The organism is Streptomyces prunicolor NBRC 13075 (assembly GCF_000367365.1).
GTDB lineage: Bacteria > Actinomycetota > Actinomycetes > Streptomycetales > Streptomycetaceae > Streptomyces > Streptomyces prunicolor.
Map to the genome: position 1 here is coordinate 58,843 of NZ_BARF01000081.1, position 16,197 is coordinate 75,039.

The following is a 16,197-nucleotide window of genomic DNA, read 5'->3' on the forward strand; positions in this document are numbered from 1 at the left end:
ATTCACGACTGGCCGCGCAGGGTGCTCTGCCGCTCAGGACCTTGCTGACGTGGGCCGTTGAGCAGCAGATCGGCGATCTCCCTGGCCATGTCGTCCGGTGCGCGCTTGCTGCTGTCGAGCACCAGCAGGCGGCGGTGCCGGCGTCCCACGCCGTGCACGTGGAAGGCGTGGAAGCGCTCGGTGAACTTCGTGTCCTTAACGGTGCGTTCATCCCGGACGTCGATGTGCCCACGTCCTTGCAGAAGCCGTCTCGCGCGGGCCTCTGGTGAGGCGTGGAGGTAGACGGCCAGGTCGAAGGGCGCCAGGAGGCGGGGCCAGCGCAGGATCAGCGCCGCAGCCAGGTAGGGGCCGCCGGCCATGCCGAAGGCGACCATGCGATCGCCGTACGCGTCCTGAACGATCACCTTGTTGCGCGGTCGGGGCGGGTCGACGCGTACGAGGAGGCTGTCGAGGAGGAACCCGCCGAACACGTAGGCGGTGGTCGTCCACCAGCTGTCCGGCTGGCGAGCCTGAGAGAGCCCACGAAGTGCCCAGGCGAGGGGATGATGCGGGCAGAGCATGCCCCGGTGACGCACGGCCGGACGGCCACGGCCCTCCAACTCGGCCACGAGCGCCTCTACGAGCGTGGTCTTGCCCGCCATATCGACACCGTCAACCAGGACGCGCATCGCGCGGGTGGTACCCCCGGTCGGTCTGATCCGTCGACAGGACGAGAGCGGAAGAGACCTGCTTGGCCGGAAGAGTCTCACCATCGGGCTCCACCTCCGATCACTGGTCCGAGGCACGCGACGTGCACGGGCACGGACTCGCGGGTGCCGCACCCGCTCGGCCGGGTCAACGGCCGGGCCGTACGGCCGCGAGGTGGCTCCATCGTCAGTGGCGGCTGACCGAACGTCATTGCCTGTGTTGAGCACCCGCATTGCCAGTGCGAGGCAAAGCGAGCACGTGGCCGAACAGCGGGTCTGCCGCCCAGCGTCCGGCTCGGATACCGTGCTGGACAGCCGTTCCTTTCACGGGGGGTGCGCAGATGATCACCGTCAGTCGCTCGCGGCGCGAGGCCATCCGGAGGTCCGCCGCGCAGATCCGCGAACGCTGCCTGTGCACCGGGCAGAGCACGGAGAACACGGCCAACGCCATCGCGGACGAACTGCCCGAAGTGAGCCGCCTTGAGGCGTGGCGACTGGCTCTGGGATGGTCCCGAGCCGAGACCATCGCCCGCGTCGGCGACTTCTACCTCTCTCGTGGCCTGATGCCTCCCGCCATGACCCAGCCGATGCTGTGCCGGTGGGAACACGGGCGCGTCCGGTGGCCCAGCGACGAATACGCGGAAGCACTGTGCACGGTGTACGGGGCCCGCCCCGAGCAACTCGACCTCGATCGCTGGAGGGTCGGCCCGATCCCGGCTGCCGGTCGGTACAGTGCCGATGCCGTTGAGGCGCGTGATGCCCCCGAAGGAGAAAGTGGGACCACCATGACCACAGCCGCTGGGCTTCCGGCCGTCCGTGAATCCCTCGACCTCGCGCTGCTCATCGACCCGACCGGCAGCCGAACGGTAGTGGAGGCCGCCGAGTCCGCGATCGAGTTCTATGCCCTCGGGTACAGCAAGCACCCGCCAGCAACCCTGTTCGACGAAGTCCACCGAGTTCGAGGCCGACTCGCGAAGGCCGTCACAACCGGAGAGACGGCGGAGGGCGTACAGGTCGACATGCGCCGCAGCATCGGCTGGCTGAGCGCCCTCCTCGGAAACCTCGCCCACCACCTCAATGATCAAACGGGAGCGCGCGTCCACCTGGCGACCGCCTACGCCCTCGGCGAGCGCTGCCGCGACAATCGGCTCGCCGCCTGGGCGTGCGGCGCCCAGGCCATGGTTGCGCGCGCCCGAGGTGAACTCACCGAGGCGCTGGACTACGCCGACCGCGGGCTCGCATGCGCTCCCCGCGGACTGCCCCGCGCCCAACTCCACGGCTGGGCACAACTGCCCACCCTCGCAGCGCTCCAACGCCCTCGGGACGCCGACCGCGCAATGGCTGACGCCGCTCGCGCACTGGAATCGGACCCGATCGGCTACGCTCCGGGCCGCTTCGGGTACGACGAGGCCGAGCACCGCCTCCACCAGGCCGAGGCCGACCGGGTACTCGTCCGCGCGGACAAGGCCATCGCCGCCGCGGAGGCGTCCCTGAGGATCTGCGTCACCGGAACCCCGAGCTGGGCAGCAGCCTCTCTGACCCTGGCTCAAGCAGAGGCTCCAGGCCGTCCGGATGACGCAGCCCAACGGGCGCTCAGCGTCCTGGAGGAGATCCCGCCCGCCAGACTTCGCTCCACCACGCGTACGCGGCTTGTACAGCTCGACGGCGCGCTGGCCGAGGTGACGGCTGCCGGCGTCGCAGATCTGCGCGAGAGGGTGCGCCTCCTGCGCCCCGCCATCGACGTGCACGGCGTCGCCGAGAGCGCCTAACTCCACCTGGCTGCCCAGGATTTGGCCAAGGGGCCAGAACCCGGATAGCCGGGCCGCGGCGGTCGGCATGTGCCCGCCCTGAAAACCGTAGGCCCATGTCGCGACGGTCAGGTTCTTTCGGTCGAGCTGCTGCTCCGAGGCGGAGACCCACAACTCGGCGCCGCCCGTCACGCCCTCCTCGCCGTCTCTACCGAGTCCAAGATCCCGGCGCTGTCGGCGAGGGCGACGTGGCTGAACGCCTGCGGGAAGTTGCCGAGTTGGCGACCCTCTGCGGAGTCCCACTCCTCAGCGAGCAGTCCCACGTCGTTGCTCAGTTCCAGCAGTCTCTCGAACAGCCCGCGCCCTTCCTCCCGCCGGCCGATCAGTGTGAGTGCGTCAACGAGCCAGAACGAGCAGGCCAGGAAGGCCCCTTCGTCACCCTTCAGGCCATCCAGGCCGGTGTTCTCGCCAGCGGTTGGATACCGCAGGACGAATCCGTCCTTCGTGGACAGTTCCCGCTGAACCGCTTCGATGGTGCCGATGACCCGCTTGTCGTCCGGCGGCAGGAACCCGAAGCGTGGGATCAGCAGGAGGGAGGCATCGAGTTCCCTGGACCCGTACGACTGGGTGAAGGTGTTGCGCTCGTGGTCGTATCCCTGCTCGCAGACGTCGCGATGGATCGTGTCCCGCAGACCGCGCCACTCTTGGACTGGCCCGTCGACGTCACCCGCCTCGACGAGCTTGACGGCGCGATCGACGGCGACCCAGGCCATGACCTTGGAGTGGACGAAGTGACGACGCGGGCCGCGCACTTCCCAGATCCCCTCATCCGGCTCAAACCAGTGGTCCTTCAGGTAGCGGACGAACTTGGTGAGAAGCCGACCGCTGGCCCGATCAGGCCCCAGGCCGAGCGTGGAGGCAAGGTGCAGGGCTTCGGTGACCTCGCCGTACACGTCGAGTTGGAACTGGGTGGACGCGGCGTTGCCGATCCTGACGGGCGTGGATTTCTCGTAGCCCGGGAGCCACCCGAGCTCACTCTCCGGCACATCACGTTCCCCGGCGAGGCCGTACATGATCTGCAGGTTCTCCGGGTCGCCGGCGACCGCGCGCAGAAGCCACCTGCGCCAGGCCCGAGCCTCCTCGCGATAACCGGTACGCAGGAGAGAGGACATGGCGATGGCGGCATCCCGCAGCCAGACGAAGCGGTAGTCCCAGTTGCGAACGCCGCCGATGTCCTCGGGCAAGGAGGTGGTCGGAGCGGCGACGATTCCTCCGGTCGGAGCGAACGTGAGCGCCTTGAGGGTGATCAGAGATCGGACGACGGCATCGCGGTACGGGCCGTTGTACGTGCACTGGGAGACCCAACCGCTCCAGAAGCGCTCAGTGGCCTCCAAGGCCTCGCCGTAGTCGGCAGGGGGCGGCGGCGTGATGTGACTCGGCTGCCAGCTCAAGGTGAACCCGACGCACTCGCCGGCGGTGAGGGTGAACTCGGTGCAGTTCGGGTCGGCAGCGTTCGTACCAAGTGACGAGTCGAGCCACACGGAATCAGGGCCGGCCTCGGAGACGGCGCGGCCGTCGACCTTGTGGACCCACGGTATGACCCGTCCGTAACCGAAGCGCGGGAGGAGCGTGGAGGCCACGGGCACGACGCCGTGGACGACCTCAACCAGTCGGATCAACCGCGGCGTGGACACGTGCGGGGGCATGAAGTCCGTCACCCGCAACGTGCCCGTGGGGGTGTCCCATTCGGATTCCAGAATCAGCGACTCGCCGCGGTAGGCGCGCCGGTCAGCAGGCACAGGAAGCGGGCCGGCTGGGCCGATACGCCAGAAGCCGTGGGCTTCCGTGCCGAGTAGAGCGGAGAAGACCGCGCCGGAGTCGAAGCGAGGCAGACAAAGCCAGTCGACCGTTCCGTCGCGGCTGACCAAAGCGCCTGTTTGCAGATCGCCGATGAGTGCGTAGTCCTCGATGCGCCCAGCCATGAATGTCCGTCCTGTGCGGGTGGTCCCGTCCAGCGGGGGACAGCCACCGGGTCATTGGGTCGTTGTCTGCCGATCGACGCGCGTGCGGAAGACTCCACAACTGCGTGTTGAGCGTGGTGGTGCGGGTGGTGTCTCGCGCGGCCCCGCTGTTCACAGCGGGGTTCGCAGTTCGGCCGCGAGGATCAGCACGGCGATGGCGAGCACGAACACGGCCGCACGCCAGACGTTTTTCCTCCTCACCTTCGGACTCCGTTCCAGGCTCTACGTGGGGTGTGAAGGGCCACCGACTGAAGCGAGACTGAGGTCGCGAAGCAGGCCGCTGGCCTCGACCACATCCCGGACGATGTACGTGGGGACGGGGGCATCGGGGTGGAGCGTCCGCCCTCCCGAGACCCACACGGTGCGCAGTCCCGCCCGCAGGCCCCCTGCGACATCGGTAGCCAGGCAGTCGCCGACCATGACTGCCCGTGTGGCGTCTTCGACCTGGAGGTCGTCCATCGCAAGTCGGAACAGCGCCGAATCGGGTTTGCGTACGCCGTACTCGCCAGAGATGATCACCGAGCTGAAGTACCGAGCGAGCTGCGACACGTCGAGCTTGCGTCGCTGCGCTTCCGGCGCGCCGTTGGTCACCACGCCCAGAGCCCATCCGTCCTCCGCCAGTGCTTGAACGGCGGTGCACACTTCTGGGCGGTACGGGACAAGCTCGGCACAACGACCGCGGTAGGCGCCATGGAGAGCAGCGACGGACTGCCGAATGCCGAAGGTCTCCTTGACCTCCTCGAAGAAGACGTGCCTCACGCCGGCGTGTCGCTCCTCAGCCTTCATGAGCCACGGGAGCGGGATGCCGGATTCCCTGGAGAACTCGGCGGCCCACAACGCGAATGCTGCCGCGTGATCGGTGAGGGTGTTGTCCAGGTCGAACAGCGCGACCTGCGTGTTGGCCGGCATCGCGATCACCCCCACACCGAATGTGCACTGCCGCCGGCCGTGGTCGGTCCTGAGATGCCGCGCCGGCCGGCCAGGGCGGACGAGGGGAGCGTGTCCTCGTCCAACACTGCGTTGCACAGCTCGCGCATGAGCTGGCGGGCGACCACCCGGTGGATGTCCGGATCGTCGAACCGTACGACCTGGTTGATCAGGGGAGGCGCTGTCGGCGAGTAGACGGTGCCACGTACGCCGACGAGTTCTGCCTCCCGGGCGCGGACCGCGATGAACCCGTCCTGAAGGACGCTGCACGCGCGCAGAGCTCGGCGGGCGTCCGTACGACAAACGGCAGGAGTCGCGGTCACGATGTCCGCGGGGAAGGCCAGGTTCTCCCGTACGTCTGCGTCGGCATTCAGGAGCCAGAGCACTCCCCGGTCGTCGCGATCCGGCTCGCCCTTACAGACGCCGCACAGCAACTCCCCGTCCATGACCTCACGTTGTCGGGCGGGGTGGTGCAGGGCCATCTGAAGGGGGCCCAACGGCGCCCCGTCCCACCGTTCCCAGAGGATGCCGTCGACGTCACGGTCGTCCGGCCGTTCGTCGGCGTAGTAGACATGGCCGGCGTCATCGAATACCACGGTGACGTCACACGCGGACTCACCCTCGTATGGGGCGATGTAGAGAGGGCGGTTGATCGTCACTCCTTCGTCTCCCCCTGCTTCTCCTGTGTGGCGAGGCCGAGTTGGCGAGCCCGGGTCGGAACGTGAGCACGGGTCCCCGCCCCAAGGGCCTTCAGCAGGGCGAGCACGTCGGATCGGACGTCCTTGAGCGGCCTTTTCACATGGGCTGCCATCTGAACTCCGGTCATGCTCCGAGCGATGAGGGGAATCAACTCGCGCTGTTCGACCGGCAGATCAACCTTGCCCACCTCGGATTCAGGCGGCAGGAGGACTCTGGCGGCATAGGCAGCTTCCACTGCGGCAGCCGTCCCGCTGGCACCCAACTTCCGTTTCGCCAGGGCCACGTAGGAATGCACGGTGCCCTCGCGGATGGTGAGCTGCAGGGCGATTTGGCGGGGGCGCAACCCCTCTGCGAGGCACTGAACCACCTGCTCTTCACGATCCGTGAGGTGAATCTTGGTAGCGGTTGTCACATCGCGGCCCTTCTCGGGGCCTGGGGTTCTCCAGCGGGAATACTGATGCAGTCGGCAGCCAAGGCCGGTAAGGGTGAGACGCTGAGGCGCTGCAAGAAAGGCCTCCTGAATCTGAACTCGAGTATCAGCTGTTTGACAGCGCGGATCTCTCGCCCAGCGGTAGGAATTGGAGCATGAGTAGCCGCCGCGAGGTGGGCCGGGGAGGGTCAATTCAGTCCATTCTCTGGCGGAACCAAGGGCGTACAGGCCAGAGTCAGGAGCTGAGGCAAGGCGCGGAAGACGGTGTTCGGCTGGGTGTATGCGTTACTGAGGCACCTTCTGGTCAGTGGTACAGGCCCTTTTGTATTCGTCCCCCTGATCTCTTTGACGCGAGGCCGGATTCTTGGCGGCATGGCCGCACGCGCCTCCGAGCGCAACCGTCGGTGCGCGTGCGGCAACCGTAGATGCCGGTCGGCGGACGGATGGAACAAAATGTTCCACCTCGTTGAGGGCCCAGTGGACTTCGCTCCTGGCAGATGGCATGCCATGCCAGCAACAAACCGACGCGTGAGCAGGGGGTGCGCACGGTTGCCAAATTGGGGGCTTAAGGTCTAACGCGTGCTGGTTTAAGGTCTTGCCGAGCGCGAGAACCTGCACCAAGGCCCACACGTCGCATGAGAGTGAGCCAAGGTCGACCTCATCGAGGAGACCCAACATGCGCGCACGGATGACGAGTTCCACCTGGGTGTGCCGAGGATTTCGGCCCTGGAAGCCGAACTTCTTCGTTATCGCGTACCAGAGTGGTCGAAGACGTGGTGGAGAAACGTTCACTCCATCTACTCCCGCGATTGCGGCGCTACGACACCCGAGGGCCGATAAAACGATCACGCGTCTCTCTGCTGGTTTCAAGAGGGTGGCGTCTGCGAGGGGCTCCGGTTGAACGATGAGGGCGCTCATCGTGTCTCCATGACGGAATCGGCCACCTCTAATGCGGATTGGATTGGCAGATCGCATCGAACGACGGTCCCCCCGTTTACGTAGCCCCATGAACCGCCGAGTTGCGTGATGAGGCAGTCGACTAGAAACAGGCCACGCCCGCTCTCCGCTTCCTGGCCGGCACGCTCCGGGTGTGGCGCGTCCGTGAGCGTGAAGTTGTCGATCTCCACGCGGATGGACGCGTCGCTGATTACATGGGCGCGTACCGCAACTGTTGGGGTCTTGCCGTACAAGATGGCGTTGGTGACGAGCTCGGAAACGATGAACTCGGCCATCTCCACTCGATCGCCGGGCATGTGGCACCTGTGCAAGAGCCAATCCCCCACCATGTGCCGGGCGACTCTGGCCTGCGATCGGGCGCGAGCAAGCGGGAAGTTCAGAAGGTCGGGCACCTTCGTACTGTTCTCGCCGTACTGAGAGGCCAGTCCCGCATTGCTGCTGCATGCCGATAGGGAGCCCACGCTCCCGAGCCACACAGTCTCAGAGGAGCACGAGGTATCCGCGACACCGCATACCCCGGCGGGGCTGCGCAGCTCGGTCATCGAATCCCCTTGCACGAGTCGCTCGGTGAGTACGTAGAGCGAACCGCGTCGAGCTCGTCGTGGGTACGGGCCCAGGGGAAGCTGACTGCCAAACGTGCCACAAGATCGTTTTCATGCTGGATCCAGAGACTCAAGCAGGTGACTCCCGGCCAGTTCCCCAAACGCGCACAGTAGTTGGGCACTAGATTCGTTCAACTGGCACGCTGCGGGCTGTAACCGCGAGCTCCGGCTGACAAACGTGCCACAAGATCATCGGCAGTGCGGGGGCGCAATATGGCGCGCGAGCGGAACACTCGGCTTGAGGCTCTACTGAAGGAAGCGCGCTGGTCACGGGCTATGGCGGCCAGCGCCTGTGTACGAGTTGCCAAAGAGAACAACCTGATCGACTACGGCCACATCGCGCGGCAGCACGTTCAGCACTGGGTGGAGGGCCACGATCCGTCTGGGCAGTCGCCCATAATCATGTGCGAGGCACTGACCCGCCGTCTGCGACGCGTCGTCACGCCCACCGATGCCGGGTTCACAGCGCTCACCTCACCTGCGCAGGGGGCGCTGGACTGGCGCGTCGATCCACTGATCGCGCTGAATGACTTGGGGAGCACCGACTTGGATCCGGACCGGAGGAGTCTGCTGCGCAGCGGCGTGTACTCAGCCGCAGCCCTCGCCCTTCCCTCGGATGCCTGGTGGGCCGAGATGGCGCAAGAGCCGGCAGTCGGTGAAATCAAGGGAGCACAGCGAGTCGGTCGTGGCGACGTTGAAAGTGTGCGCGAGATGACCCTGGCGTTCTCGCGCATGGATCAGCGGAGGGGCGGCGGTCACGGCCGCCGAGCACTTGTCCAATACCTCCGTGATGACGTTGCCGGCTATCTGGTGGGCAAGTTCCCCCACGACAAGGTCCGTCGCGACATGTTCTCTGCGGCCGCCGAAGCAACCTACCTCAGCGGATGGATGGCCTTCGACAACGGTGAACACGACATCGCTGAGCCCTACTTCACGCTCGCCCTCAAGCTCGCCGCTCGCGCTGGCGACGCACCCCTCTCAGGTCACATCCTGCGTGCCATGGCACACCAGGCCCTTGACCTTGGTCTCTACAACGACGCACTCCAGCTGTCCACCGCGTCGATCGCGGGAAAGCGCTATGCGTCGGCGACACCGCGTGAACGGGCACTCCTTGGGGTCGTGCACGCCCGATGCCTCGCCGCGGCCGGGCAGGACACGGCAGCGGCCAAGACGCTACTCCGAGCCGAGGACGATCTGGGCAGCGCGCACGACGGAATCGAAGAACCAGTCCGCACTTTCTTCTTCGGGGAGGCATCGCTGGCCCACGAAACGGCCTGCACTCTACGAGATCTCCAAGACCATCGAGGCGCAGTCCGAGAGTTCGGCCGCAGTGTGCGAACTCGTGGAGCCGCGTTCAAGCGGACTCACGCGGTCACGCTCGGATACCTCGGTGCCACCCAGCTGTCGGGGGGCGGAGTTGAAGAGGCGTGCGCCACCTGGTCCAGGGCACTGGACGCGATGGAGGAGGGCATCTACTCGGGGAGGGCCCGGCAACGCGTGGTCGAGATGCGCCAGCTTCTGTCTCCCTATCGGCGCATGCGCATCTCTACGGCAGTTGAGCTGGAGACCCGAGCAGCCGACTACCTGCGCGCCGTAGATTGATCACATCGACGAGGGACAAGGGGAGCAACGTGACGTTGAAGATTGAGCCCATCGGAACGGTCATCGGAGGCCGAACTGAGGTCGCAGACGACTTTTGGGGCGGAGTCGAGTCCATCATCCGCCTGAGTCCGGAGTTCCCTGCCGACGTCGTGAAGGGGCTCGACGAGTTCTCCCACCTCGTTGTCACATGGAACTTCAGCCAGGCCTCCCCAGACGACGTTGCGCTGCACGCGCGCAGCCCGAGGAACGACCCACGCTGGGAGCCCTCGGGTACGTTCGCGCACCGAAATCACCGCCGCCCCAACCAGCTCGCCACCAGCTTCCCGCGACTCCTTAAGGTCGACGGCTTGGACCTGCACGTGACCGACCTTGACGCGGTCGACGGCACTCCCATTTACGACCTGGCCCCATACTTCGCAGAAATGGGGCCGCGCGGCGAAGTCAGCGAGCCGGCCTGGCCCGGCGCGATGCTCAAGGACTACTGGGTCGAACCCAGCAACTAACAGGCCCGTTTCGGCAATCCGGGTGGCCTAGCTGCCAGGTGGCTGGGCTACGCACTGACGCGCAGGTCCCTGAGCCGCTCCGCAATGCCGTACGTTGCGGAATCCTGAATTCCATGCCGGAATCCGCGACTCGATGTCGTAGTCATGTCGGACACGACATCAGCCCCGGACCGTAGATGAACTGCCTGTGGGGCGAGGGCCGGACGATCTACACCGGTTCAGCGAAGAGCGCGATGTCGCTCGTCCTCGCTGGGCGCTGAGCGACCCAGCCTGAACCGTAGGCCTCGACGTCGTACACCGTCCTCACGTGGGTAAAGCCCTGAGTTTGGTAGTAGGCCTGGAGCTTGCTGTTGCTGGTCCAAGCGTCGAGCCGCAACCAGAGCGCTCCGCTGCGGGCTGCCCGGTCGCCGCACCAGTCGAGGATTCGGCGTCCGAGACCACTACGGTTTCCAGGTTGCGCCAAGGTCAGCTTGTGGACGTAAAGGGCAGGTTCCCGGAATTCTTCCGCGCGCCAGAGGACCGGGTCCGCTTTGGTATCCAAGGTCACCGTGGCCACCGGATTAAGCGTCTCGGGGGCGTAGAACAGGAAGACCTCACCGGCCCGGACGCTGTTCAGCAGCAGGTCCTCGGGGTACGGAGTGGACCATTGGTCACTCCCCTGGGCGGCGAGCCAGGCGGCGGCATCCGTACGGAACTGCTGGAGGCGGGCGACATCGTCGAGCGTGGCTCTAGTGATCTTCACTCGGCCGCCTTGGCCTGGGGTCTGTGGCGCTCGTACACCACCGTATTGCGTGGCCCCGGCAAGGTCAGGACGGTGACCTGCACAGGCATAGCGTCTTGGTCGAAGCCGGTGCTGATGAGCTCGATGGCGTGTACTGATCCGCCGACACCCAGGCCCAGGCGCTCGTTCTCTTCTTCACTGGTGTACCGCGGGCGCAATTCGTCGACCGCTCGGACCAGCTCGTGACCGAGCTCGGCGAGCACCTTGTTGGTACCGCGCGCGACGTTGCCGGGGGTCATCCAGTCGGTGCCGTCGACCAAGCGAAGTGGCACGTAGGAGTCGTCAGTCATGGCCGGCACGCCATCGACGATGCTCGTGCGCCGGCGCACGCCGACATACTCTCCGGGCTTCAGGCCGAGCTTGTTGGCGATACGGTCGTCGACTGGCTCGCCCGTGACCTCGTCGATGCGCGACTCACCCTTGCGAGCCAGCGCTTCAACTAGCCGGGTGAGCAGGTCGGTGGCTGGACCCGTTTCCGCCCCGAACTCCTGCTGAGGGAGATACACCAGCGGCGCCCAGCCCCGGACCGTCGCCCCCCTGGTTCCTGGCCGGGTCTCGAGCAGACCCTCACCGCGGAGCTTGGCAATCACCCGGTTGATGGCGTTGCGGCTGAGGCCGTACTGCTGCCCCAGCGCGCTGGCCGGCGGCAGCTGGCCCTGCGCACCGTCGGGTTTCCGGAACTCGTTGGCGCGGATCCGATCGCGGAGATCGCCGGTGGCGGTTTCCACCGTCCACCCACTGTCCCCTTCTCGCGAGCGCATCGTCGTCATGGCCGCACCATACAACCTGACACGTCAGGTCAGATCCGGCGGTTCGAGCGGATTGGCCAAGGTGCAGCGCATACCCGTCCTGATTGTGGCCTCAGGGCACTCGAATTCCCCAACCTGACATGTCAGCTCTTGACTTGGCGACCGACTGCCCCCTAACGTCTTGATCGTTGGCAACCTGACATGTCAGGTTGTGATGGAACGAGTGATTCACCCCGAGAAGAGCCAGTTGCGCTGCATGCCGGACGTGCATCTATTCGCACTCCAGTTCGGTAGCGGTCTTCTGTTCCGCCCGGAGATCTCAGGCTCGCAAGGCGTGGGGTCGATGGAAGCGGCTGTTCCTTAATAACTCCACAGAGCGATCCACCGCTGATGAAGGCCGTGACCATTCCGGTCGAGGCGCGTGGAGACCAGCCGGCCGAGAAAGGGCGTAAGCCCACGACGTATCGCGCAACCGGCTTCAGAGAAGGTGCGGCAGACATTCGCTGCGAAGACCGCCTGGGACTGATTTCCCCGGGCGCGAGCGGTCCGCATCCACTGAGATCAACGCGCGCTGGAAACGCGCACTCACTCGGTTACCAGTAACCGCGGTCGCCGCCGCCCGTCACCGCGACGAGCGCCGACGGCCGCGGCCACTCGTGACACAGACAGACCGCCAGATCCATCCAGGCCGAAAACGGCGACGGCCCCGGGGTGCCTCCCGGGGCCGCTGTCAGTCGTACATCCATCGCGAGAGAGGACCACGACCATGCGCCCCATCATGGCATCCCCGCAGATCACCGCCGCGCAGGGCGACGACCAGCCGCACGACCCGATCATCGACGAGGCGCTGCGCCGAGTGCAGGGCGGCAAGGGCGGTGGGAACCGGTGACCGACCCGACCTCCTTCGGAACCGGAACCATGGTCCACGAGAGTGATGCGGCACCCGACGAGTTCGCCGAGGTGTACCTGCGGGAGCACGCTGGCATGCTGCTCGGCCACTTGATCCCCAGCCAGGCCGCCCTGAGTGAACTGCGGGTGCGTACCGCCGAGTTCCTCAAGTCGGCAGGCATCGACTCCGACGTCGCCGAGATCGCTGTGCTCGCCGTCTCGGAGCTCGTCGGCAACGCCGTCCGTGCCTGTGGCGAGGGCGTCCCGGTCATCATCGACGCCCGCGTGGGCAACGAGGGCGTCGTCGTCGGAATCACCGACCCCGAGCCTTCACGGCTGCCGTCGCCGTCCGATGTCCCCCTGGACAACGCGGACGCCGACTCCGGCCGGGGCCTGGCAATGCTCGAACTCCTCGGCGTGGATATCACCACCGAGGTCACGCCCTTCAGTAAACGGGTCCTCTGCACCATCCCCCTCCCGTAGCCCCTGTCCACTTCTGCGAGGGGCGGGAGGGAGCAGGTCAACCGCAGCCAACGGTCGGGATCGCCGATCCCTGCCCCTCTGATCACCACCGTGGGAGGCCCAACTCGGGCCTCCCACAACCGACTTCACCCACGAACGAGAGGCACTTCCCTTGAACGACTTCCGGCACCAGGCCGCGTGCGCGGATGAGGACCCTGAGCTCTTCTTCCCCATCGGCAACATGGGCCCGGCGCTCCTGCAGATCGAAGAGGCCAAGGCCGTCTGCAACGGACGCTGCCCCGTGGTCGAGGAGTGCTTGCAGTGGGCGCTCAGCACCGGCCAGGACTCCGGCGTCTGGGGTGGCCTGAGCGAGGACGAGCGCCGCGCGATGAAGCGCCGCGCAGCCCGCAACCGCCTCCGGCTGGCCACCGCCTGACGACGCCTTCCCCTCTTCTCAGGCCACCCAGACCCGGAGGAACACCCCGATGAAGCTCCGCGCCAGCCTCGCCCGAATGCGGTCGCCCCTGCGCCACATCGACGCGAAGCCCGACGACCTGGTCGCCGACGCCCACCACCTGCTCACCGTGCATCTCCCCAAGCACGAGGGGCTCTGGCCCGCGGAAAACGCGCTCGCCAGCCGGGCCACCGCCATGATCCTGCTCGCCAGTTACCTGCGCGAGCACCGAGACGGATAGGACGTACGGCCAGTCTCCATAGCTCGTCCGCGCCGCTGACGGCGCCCACACAAAAAGAAAGAAGGCCCCCGGCAGGGCCTCCTTCTTTGTTCTTGCCCGCGACCGCTGCGAAGGAGCGAATCGCATGCTCAACCGTATCAGCGGAGGCGCCCAGTGAGTAGCGCCACCGCCACCCCCGACCTGAGCAAGTCGACGCCCGAGACCTACCCTCCGCGCGGTTCGCTCGCGCCGCTGCTCGCCACGCTCATCGCGCTGGCCGCGACGGTGCTCGCCCTCATCGACCTCTTTGTTAACGGTCTTGCAGAAACCTTCACGCACCTGGCCGTAGGGCTGGCCGTCTTCGGCGCCGTCCGGATGTGCGTCGGCCTCGCTCTCGATCCCTACCGACCTCCCCTGCCCGACGACGTCACGGAGACCAGCACATGAGTACCCCCGTCGACACCCGCGAGCCGGAGGTCGTCGAGCAGCCGTCCCACGCCGATGCCCCCGCCGAGGCCATCGACCATGCCTCCAGGCACGACGTCCCCGCGCAGCCGTCGGCAGCCGCGCCGACGGAGCAGCCGGTGCAGAAGTACGCCAAGTGGGAGATCGTCCTCGCGTTCTTCGGCATCCTCCTCGGCACCGGCGTTGCCACCATCGGCCTCTACTCCAGCTTCGGCGCCCTCTACAACAAGGCCGCCCAGCCGGCCGCCGAGGGCGGCTGGGAGTGGACGGACCCCTGGATGCTCCCGGTGGGCATCGACTCGTCGATCCTCGCCTTCGGCATCGTCAACCTCTTGCTGATCCGGGTGCGCCGACAGCTGTGGTGGGTCAAGTGGGTGCCGCGCGCCGGCACCGTCATCACGATCTACCTCAACTGGGAGGCGGCGAACACCGTCCCGGCCCAGATCGGGCACGCGGCCCTGGCTGCACTCTGGGTCGTGTTCTCCGAGATCGCCGCCCACCTGTACGCCGCGCACATCGGCGAGGCCCACGGTGTACGGCGCATGGGCAAGATCCGGTTGTCGCGCTGGATGGTCAACCCGATCACCAGCTTCCGGATCTGGAAGCTCATGCGGCGCGACGAGGTCACAGACTTCGAACAGGCCCGCGCCCACCACCAGGAGTGGATGGTCTACTCCCAGAGGCTCGCCTCGAAGTACCAGACCCGATGGTGGCGCCGGAAGGCCACTCAGGAGGAGCTCGCTCCTTTTCAGCTGGCCAAGGTCGGACTTTCAGTCGATGAGGCCCTGGCCGTGCCGCTCATGGAGGAAGTCCGCGAGCGGCAGCGCCTGGCCTCGGCGGCCCTTCAGCGGGCCGAGGCGGAGATTCAGACGGTCGAGGCCGACGTTCAGACGCTCCACGCGAAGATTCAGGCGGAGGTTCGCCGGATCAAGGCGGAGGGCGAACTGACGATCGCGAGGGATGCCGCCGAGCGTGAGGCCCGCGCCGAGATTCAGAAGGCCGAGGCAGCCTTTCAACTGACCGAGGCGGAGCGTCAGGCGGAGCTCAAGCTCGTTCAGGAGGGCGCCCGCGCCCGGGAGGCGGAGCTGGTCCAGGAGGCCGAGCGGCGCCAGGCCCTGGCCCAGATCGAGACGGAGAAGTCCCAGGCCGCGTGGGCCGTGGAGCACCAGCGGCTGCGCAACGCGGCCCGCGAGGAAGAGCGACGGGCCGCGGTTGAAAGTCAGCTTCGCGCAGCCCAGGAGGCGGCCGACCTCAAGGAGGCGACCGCCGAGCAGGAGCGCCGGGCGGCCGAGCACGACAAGGCCCGCCTGAAAGCCGAAGAGGAGGCCGCCGAAAGCGCCGCACGAGTGGCTGAACAGCGCCAGAAGGAGCTGAACGCCGACCTGGACGCCCAGCGAGCCAGCGAGGAGATCGCCGCCTCGGCACTCCGTACGGCGACGGCGACCGAGGGAGCGGCTGAACGGAACGCCCGAGCCGCTGAATACGAGGCCCGAGCGTCTGAAGCCCTCTCCCACGCCAAGCTGTCGGTGCCTGAATGGCAGGCCTTCCGGGTCGCGTCGATGATCCACGCGCGCGGCGAGGACGAGGTCAAGATCGAGGTCGTCAAGACCGAGCTCGAGGTGTCCACCGGCACCGCGCACGACCGGATCCAGCGCGCGCTGAGGATCCTCAGCGACCCCCAGGCCAGGGAACTGCTGCCCGTTCTCGCGTAAGCGGAATCGCGGTGCACCCCCTGCGGGGAGGTCCTGGGCCGGGCGGACGGGCAGCCCCTCCCAGGGCTGCCCGTCCGCCCGGCCCAGGACCTCTGGCAGTACTCGTCCAAGGCCTTGGACCGGTCTTCCCGGCGCCCTCGGCGACCCCTTGAGTACATCGAAAACACCCCCTTGAACCCTGCTACGGAAAGTAGCGGCGAGGCGAGGAGAGGCGACGCGACGCGAGTGGAAATCCCCCGCCCACGCTCCCTGCAGGGCCTCCTAGCAGGGGATATGGGGGCTCGCGCCCGC

At 66.8% G+C, this 16,197-nt stretch carries 17 protein-coding genes; 9 read left to right on the forward strand and 8 right to left on the reverse strand.

Annotation, left to right across the window (positions count from 1 at the left end):
• Window positions 1-2: 2 nt before the first annotated feature.
• The gene (locus SPR02S_RS33845; RefSeq protein WP_019061468.1) at window positions 3-668 is read right to left on the reverse strand and encodes a nucleoside/nucleotide kinase family protein; all 666 of its coding nucleotides are present in this window, start codon (window positions 666-668) and stop codon (window positions 3-5) included.
• Between the two features lie 359 nt (window positions 669-1,027).
• Here SPR02S_RS33845 and SPR02S_RS56845 point away from each other — a divergent pair, with 359 nt between their 5' ends.
• Entirely contained in the window at window positions 1,028-2,455 is a 1,428-nt protein-coding gene (locus SPR02S_RS56845; protein WP_019061469.1) for a helix-turn-helix domain-containing protein, read from the forward strand.
• A gap of 167 nt (window positions 2,456-2,622) precedes the next feature.
• Here the strand turns inward: SPR02S_RS56845 and SPR02S_RS33855 are convergent, their stop codons facing one another.
• The 5 genes from SPR02S_RS33855 to SPR02S_RS65795 all read right to left on the reverse strand — a co-directional run bounded on the left by SPR02S_RS33855 (window position 2,623) and on the right by SPR02S_RS65795 (window position 8,010).
• Window positions 2,623-4,416, reverse strand: a complete 1,794-nt coding sequence (locus SPR02S_RS33855) for a glycoside hydrolase family 15 protein (RefSeq protein WP_019061470.1) — start codon at window positions 4,414-4,416, stop codon at window positions 2,623-2,625.
• A 261-nt stretch (window positions 4,417-4,677) separates the two neighbouring features.
• Entirely contained in the window at window positions 4,678-5,364 is a 687-nt protein-coding gene (locus SPR02S_RS33865; protein WP_043258665.1) for an HAD family hydrolase, read from the reverse strand.
• A gap of 5 nt (window positions 5,365-5,369) precedes the next feature.
• Complete coding sequence (locus SPR02S_RS33870; RefSeq protein ID WP_019061473.1) at window positions 5,370-6,041, reverse strand: hypothetical protein; 672 nt, start codon at window positions 6,039-6,041, stop codon at window positions 5,370-5,372.
• Window positions 6,038-6,493 carry a response regulator transcription factor gene (locus SPR02S_RS63390; RefSeq protein WP_019061474.1) on the reverse strand — a complete coding sequence of 152 codons (456 nt, stop codon included), beginning with the start codon at window positions 6,491-6,493 and terminating at the stop codon, window positions 6,038-6,040. Before SPR02S_RS63390 ends, SPR02S_RS33870 begins: the two co-directional genes overlap by 4 nt.
• Window positions 6,494-7,425: 932 nt before the next feature.
• The gene (locus SPR02S_RS65795) at window positions 7,426-8,010 is read right to left on the reverse strand and encodes an ATP-binding protein (protein WP_052347095.1); all 585 of its coding nucleotides are present in this window, start codon (window positions 8,008-8,010) and stop codon (window positions 7,426-7,428) included.
• Between the two features lie 273 nt (window positions 8,011-8,283).
• Here SPR02S_RS65795 and SPR02S_RS33885 point away from each other — a divergent pair, with 273 nt between their 5' ends.
• Window positions 8,284-9,672, forward strand: coding sequence for an NsdA family TPR-like regulatory protein (locus SPR02S_RS33885; RefSeq protein ID WP_106437065.1), 1,389 nt, complete (start codon window positions 8,284-8,286; stop codon window positions 9,670-9,672).
• 29 nt (window positions 9,673-9,701) lie between these two features.
• On the forward strand, window positions 9,702-10,175 hold the full coding sequence (locus SPR02S_RS33890) for an SAM-dependent methyltransferase (protein WP_026151099.1): 474 nt from the start codon (window positions 9,702-9,704) through the stop codon (window positions 10,173-10,175).
• Between the two features lie 208 nt (window positions 10,176-10,383).
• Here SPR02S_RS33890 and SPR02S_RS33895 read toward each other — a convergent pair whose 3' ends face one another.
• A complete protein-coding gene (locus SPR02S_RS33895; protein WP_019061478.1) occupies window positions 10,384-10,917 on the reverse strand; it encodes a GNAT family N-acetyltransferase in 534 nt (177 codons plus the stop codon).
• Complete coding sequence (locus tag SPR02S_RS33900; RefSeq protein ID WP_078623082.1) at window positions 10,914-11,726, reverse strand: GntR family transcriptional regulator; 813 nt, start codon at window positions 11,724-11,726, stop codon at window positions 10,914-10,916. Before SPR02S_RS33900 ends, SPR02S_RS33895 begins: the two co-directional genes overlap by 4 nt.
• A gap of 745 nt (window positions 11,727-12,471) precedes the next feature.
• Between SPR02S_RS33900 and SPR02S_RS65800 the strand changes: the two genes are divergently transcribed.
• From SPR02S_RS65800 to SPR02S_RS33940, 6 genes are all read left to right on the forward strand, one after another.
• Window positions 12,472-12,594, forward strand: a complete 123-nt coding sequence (locus SPR02S_RS65800; protein ID WP_019061481.1) for a hypothetical protein — start codon at window positions 12,472-12,474, stop codon at window positions 12,592-12,594.
• Window positions 12,591-13,076 carry an ATP-binding protein gene (locus SPR02S_RS33920; RefSeq protein WP_019061482.1) on the forward strand — a complete coding sequence of 162 codons (486 nt, stop codon included), beginning with the start codon at window positions 12,591-12,593 and terminating at the stop codon, window positions 13,074-13,076. The genes SPR02S_RS65800 and SPR02S_RS33920 overlap by 4 nt, the downstream gene beginning before the upstream one ends.
• A gap of 151 nt (window positions 13,077-13,227) precedes the next feature.
• Complete coding sequence (locus SPR02S_RS33925) at window positions 13,228-13,491, forward strand: WhiB family transcriptional regulator (RefSeq protein ID WP_019061483.1); 264 nt, start codon at window positions 13,228-13,230, stop codon at window positions 13,489-13,491.
• 49 nt (window positions 13,492-13,540) lie between these two features.
• Window positions 13,541-13,750 carry a hypothetical protein gene (locus SPR02S_RS33930; protein WP_019061484.1) on the forward strand — a complete coding sequence of 70 codons (210 nt, stop codon included), beginning with the start codon at window positions 13,541-13,543 and terminating at the stop codon, window positions 13,748-13,750.
• Between the two features lie 153 nt (window positions 13,751-13,903).
• The gene (locus SPR02S_RS33935; RefSeq protein ID WP_019061485.1) at window positions 13,904-14,176 is read left to right on the forward strand and encodes a hypothetical protein; all 273 of its coding nucleotides are present in this window, start codon (window positions 13,904-13,906) and stop codon (window positions 14,174-14,176) included.
• Window positions 14,173-15,906, forward strand: coding sequence for a DUF2637 domain-containing protein (locus tag SPR02S_RS33940; protein WP_019061486.1), 1,734 nt, complete (start codon window positions 14,173-14,175; stop codon window positions 15,904-15,906). Before SPR02S_RS33935 ends, SPR02S_RS33940 begins: the two co-directional genes overlap by 4 nt.
• The last annotated feature ends 291 nt before the right edge of the window (window positions 15,907-16,197 follow it).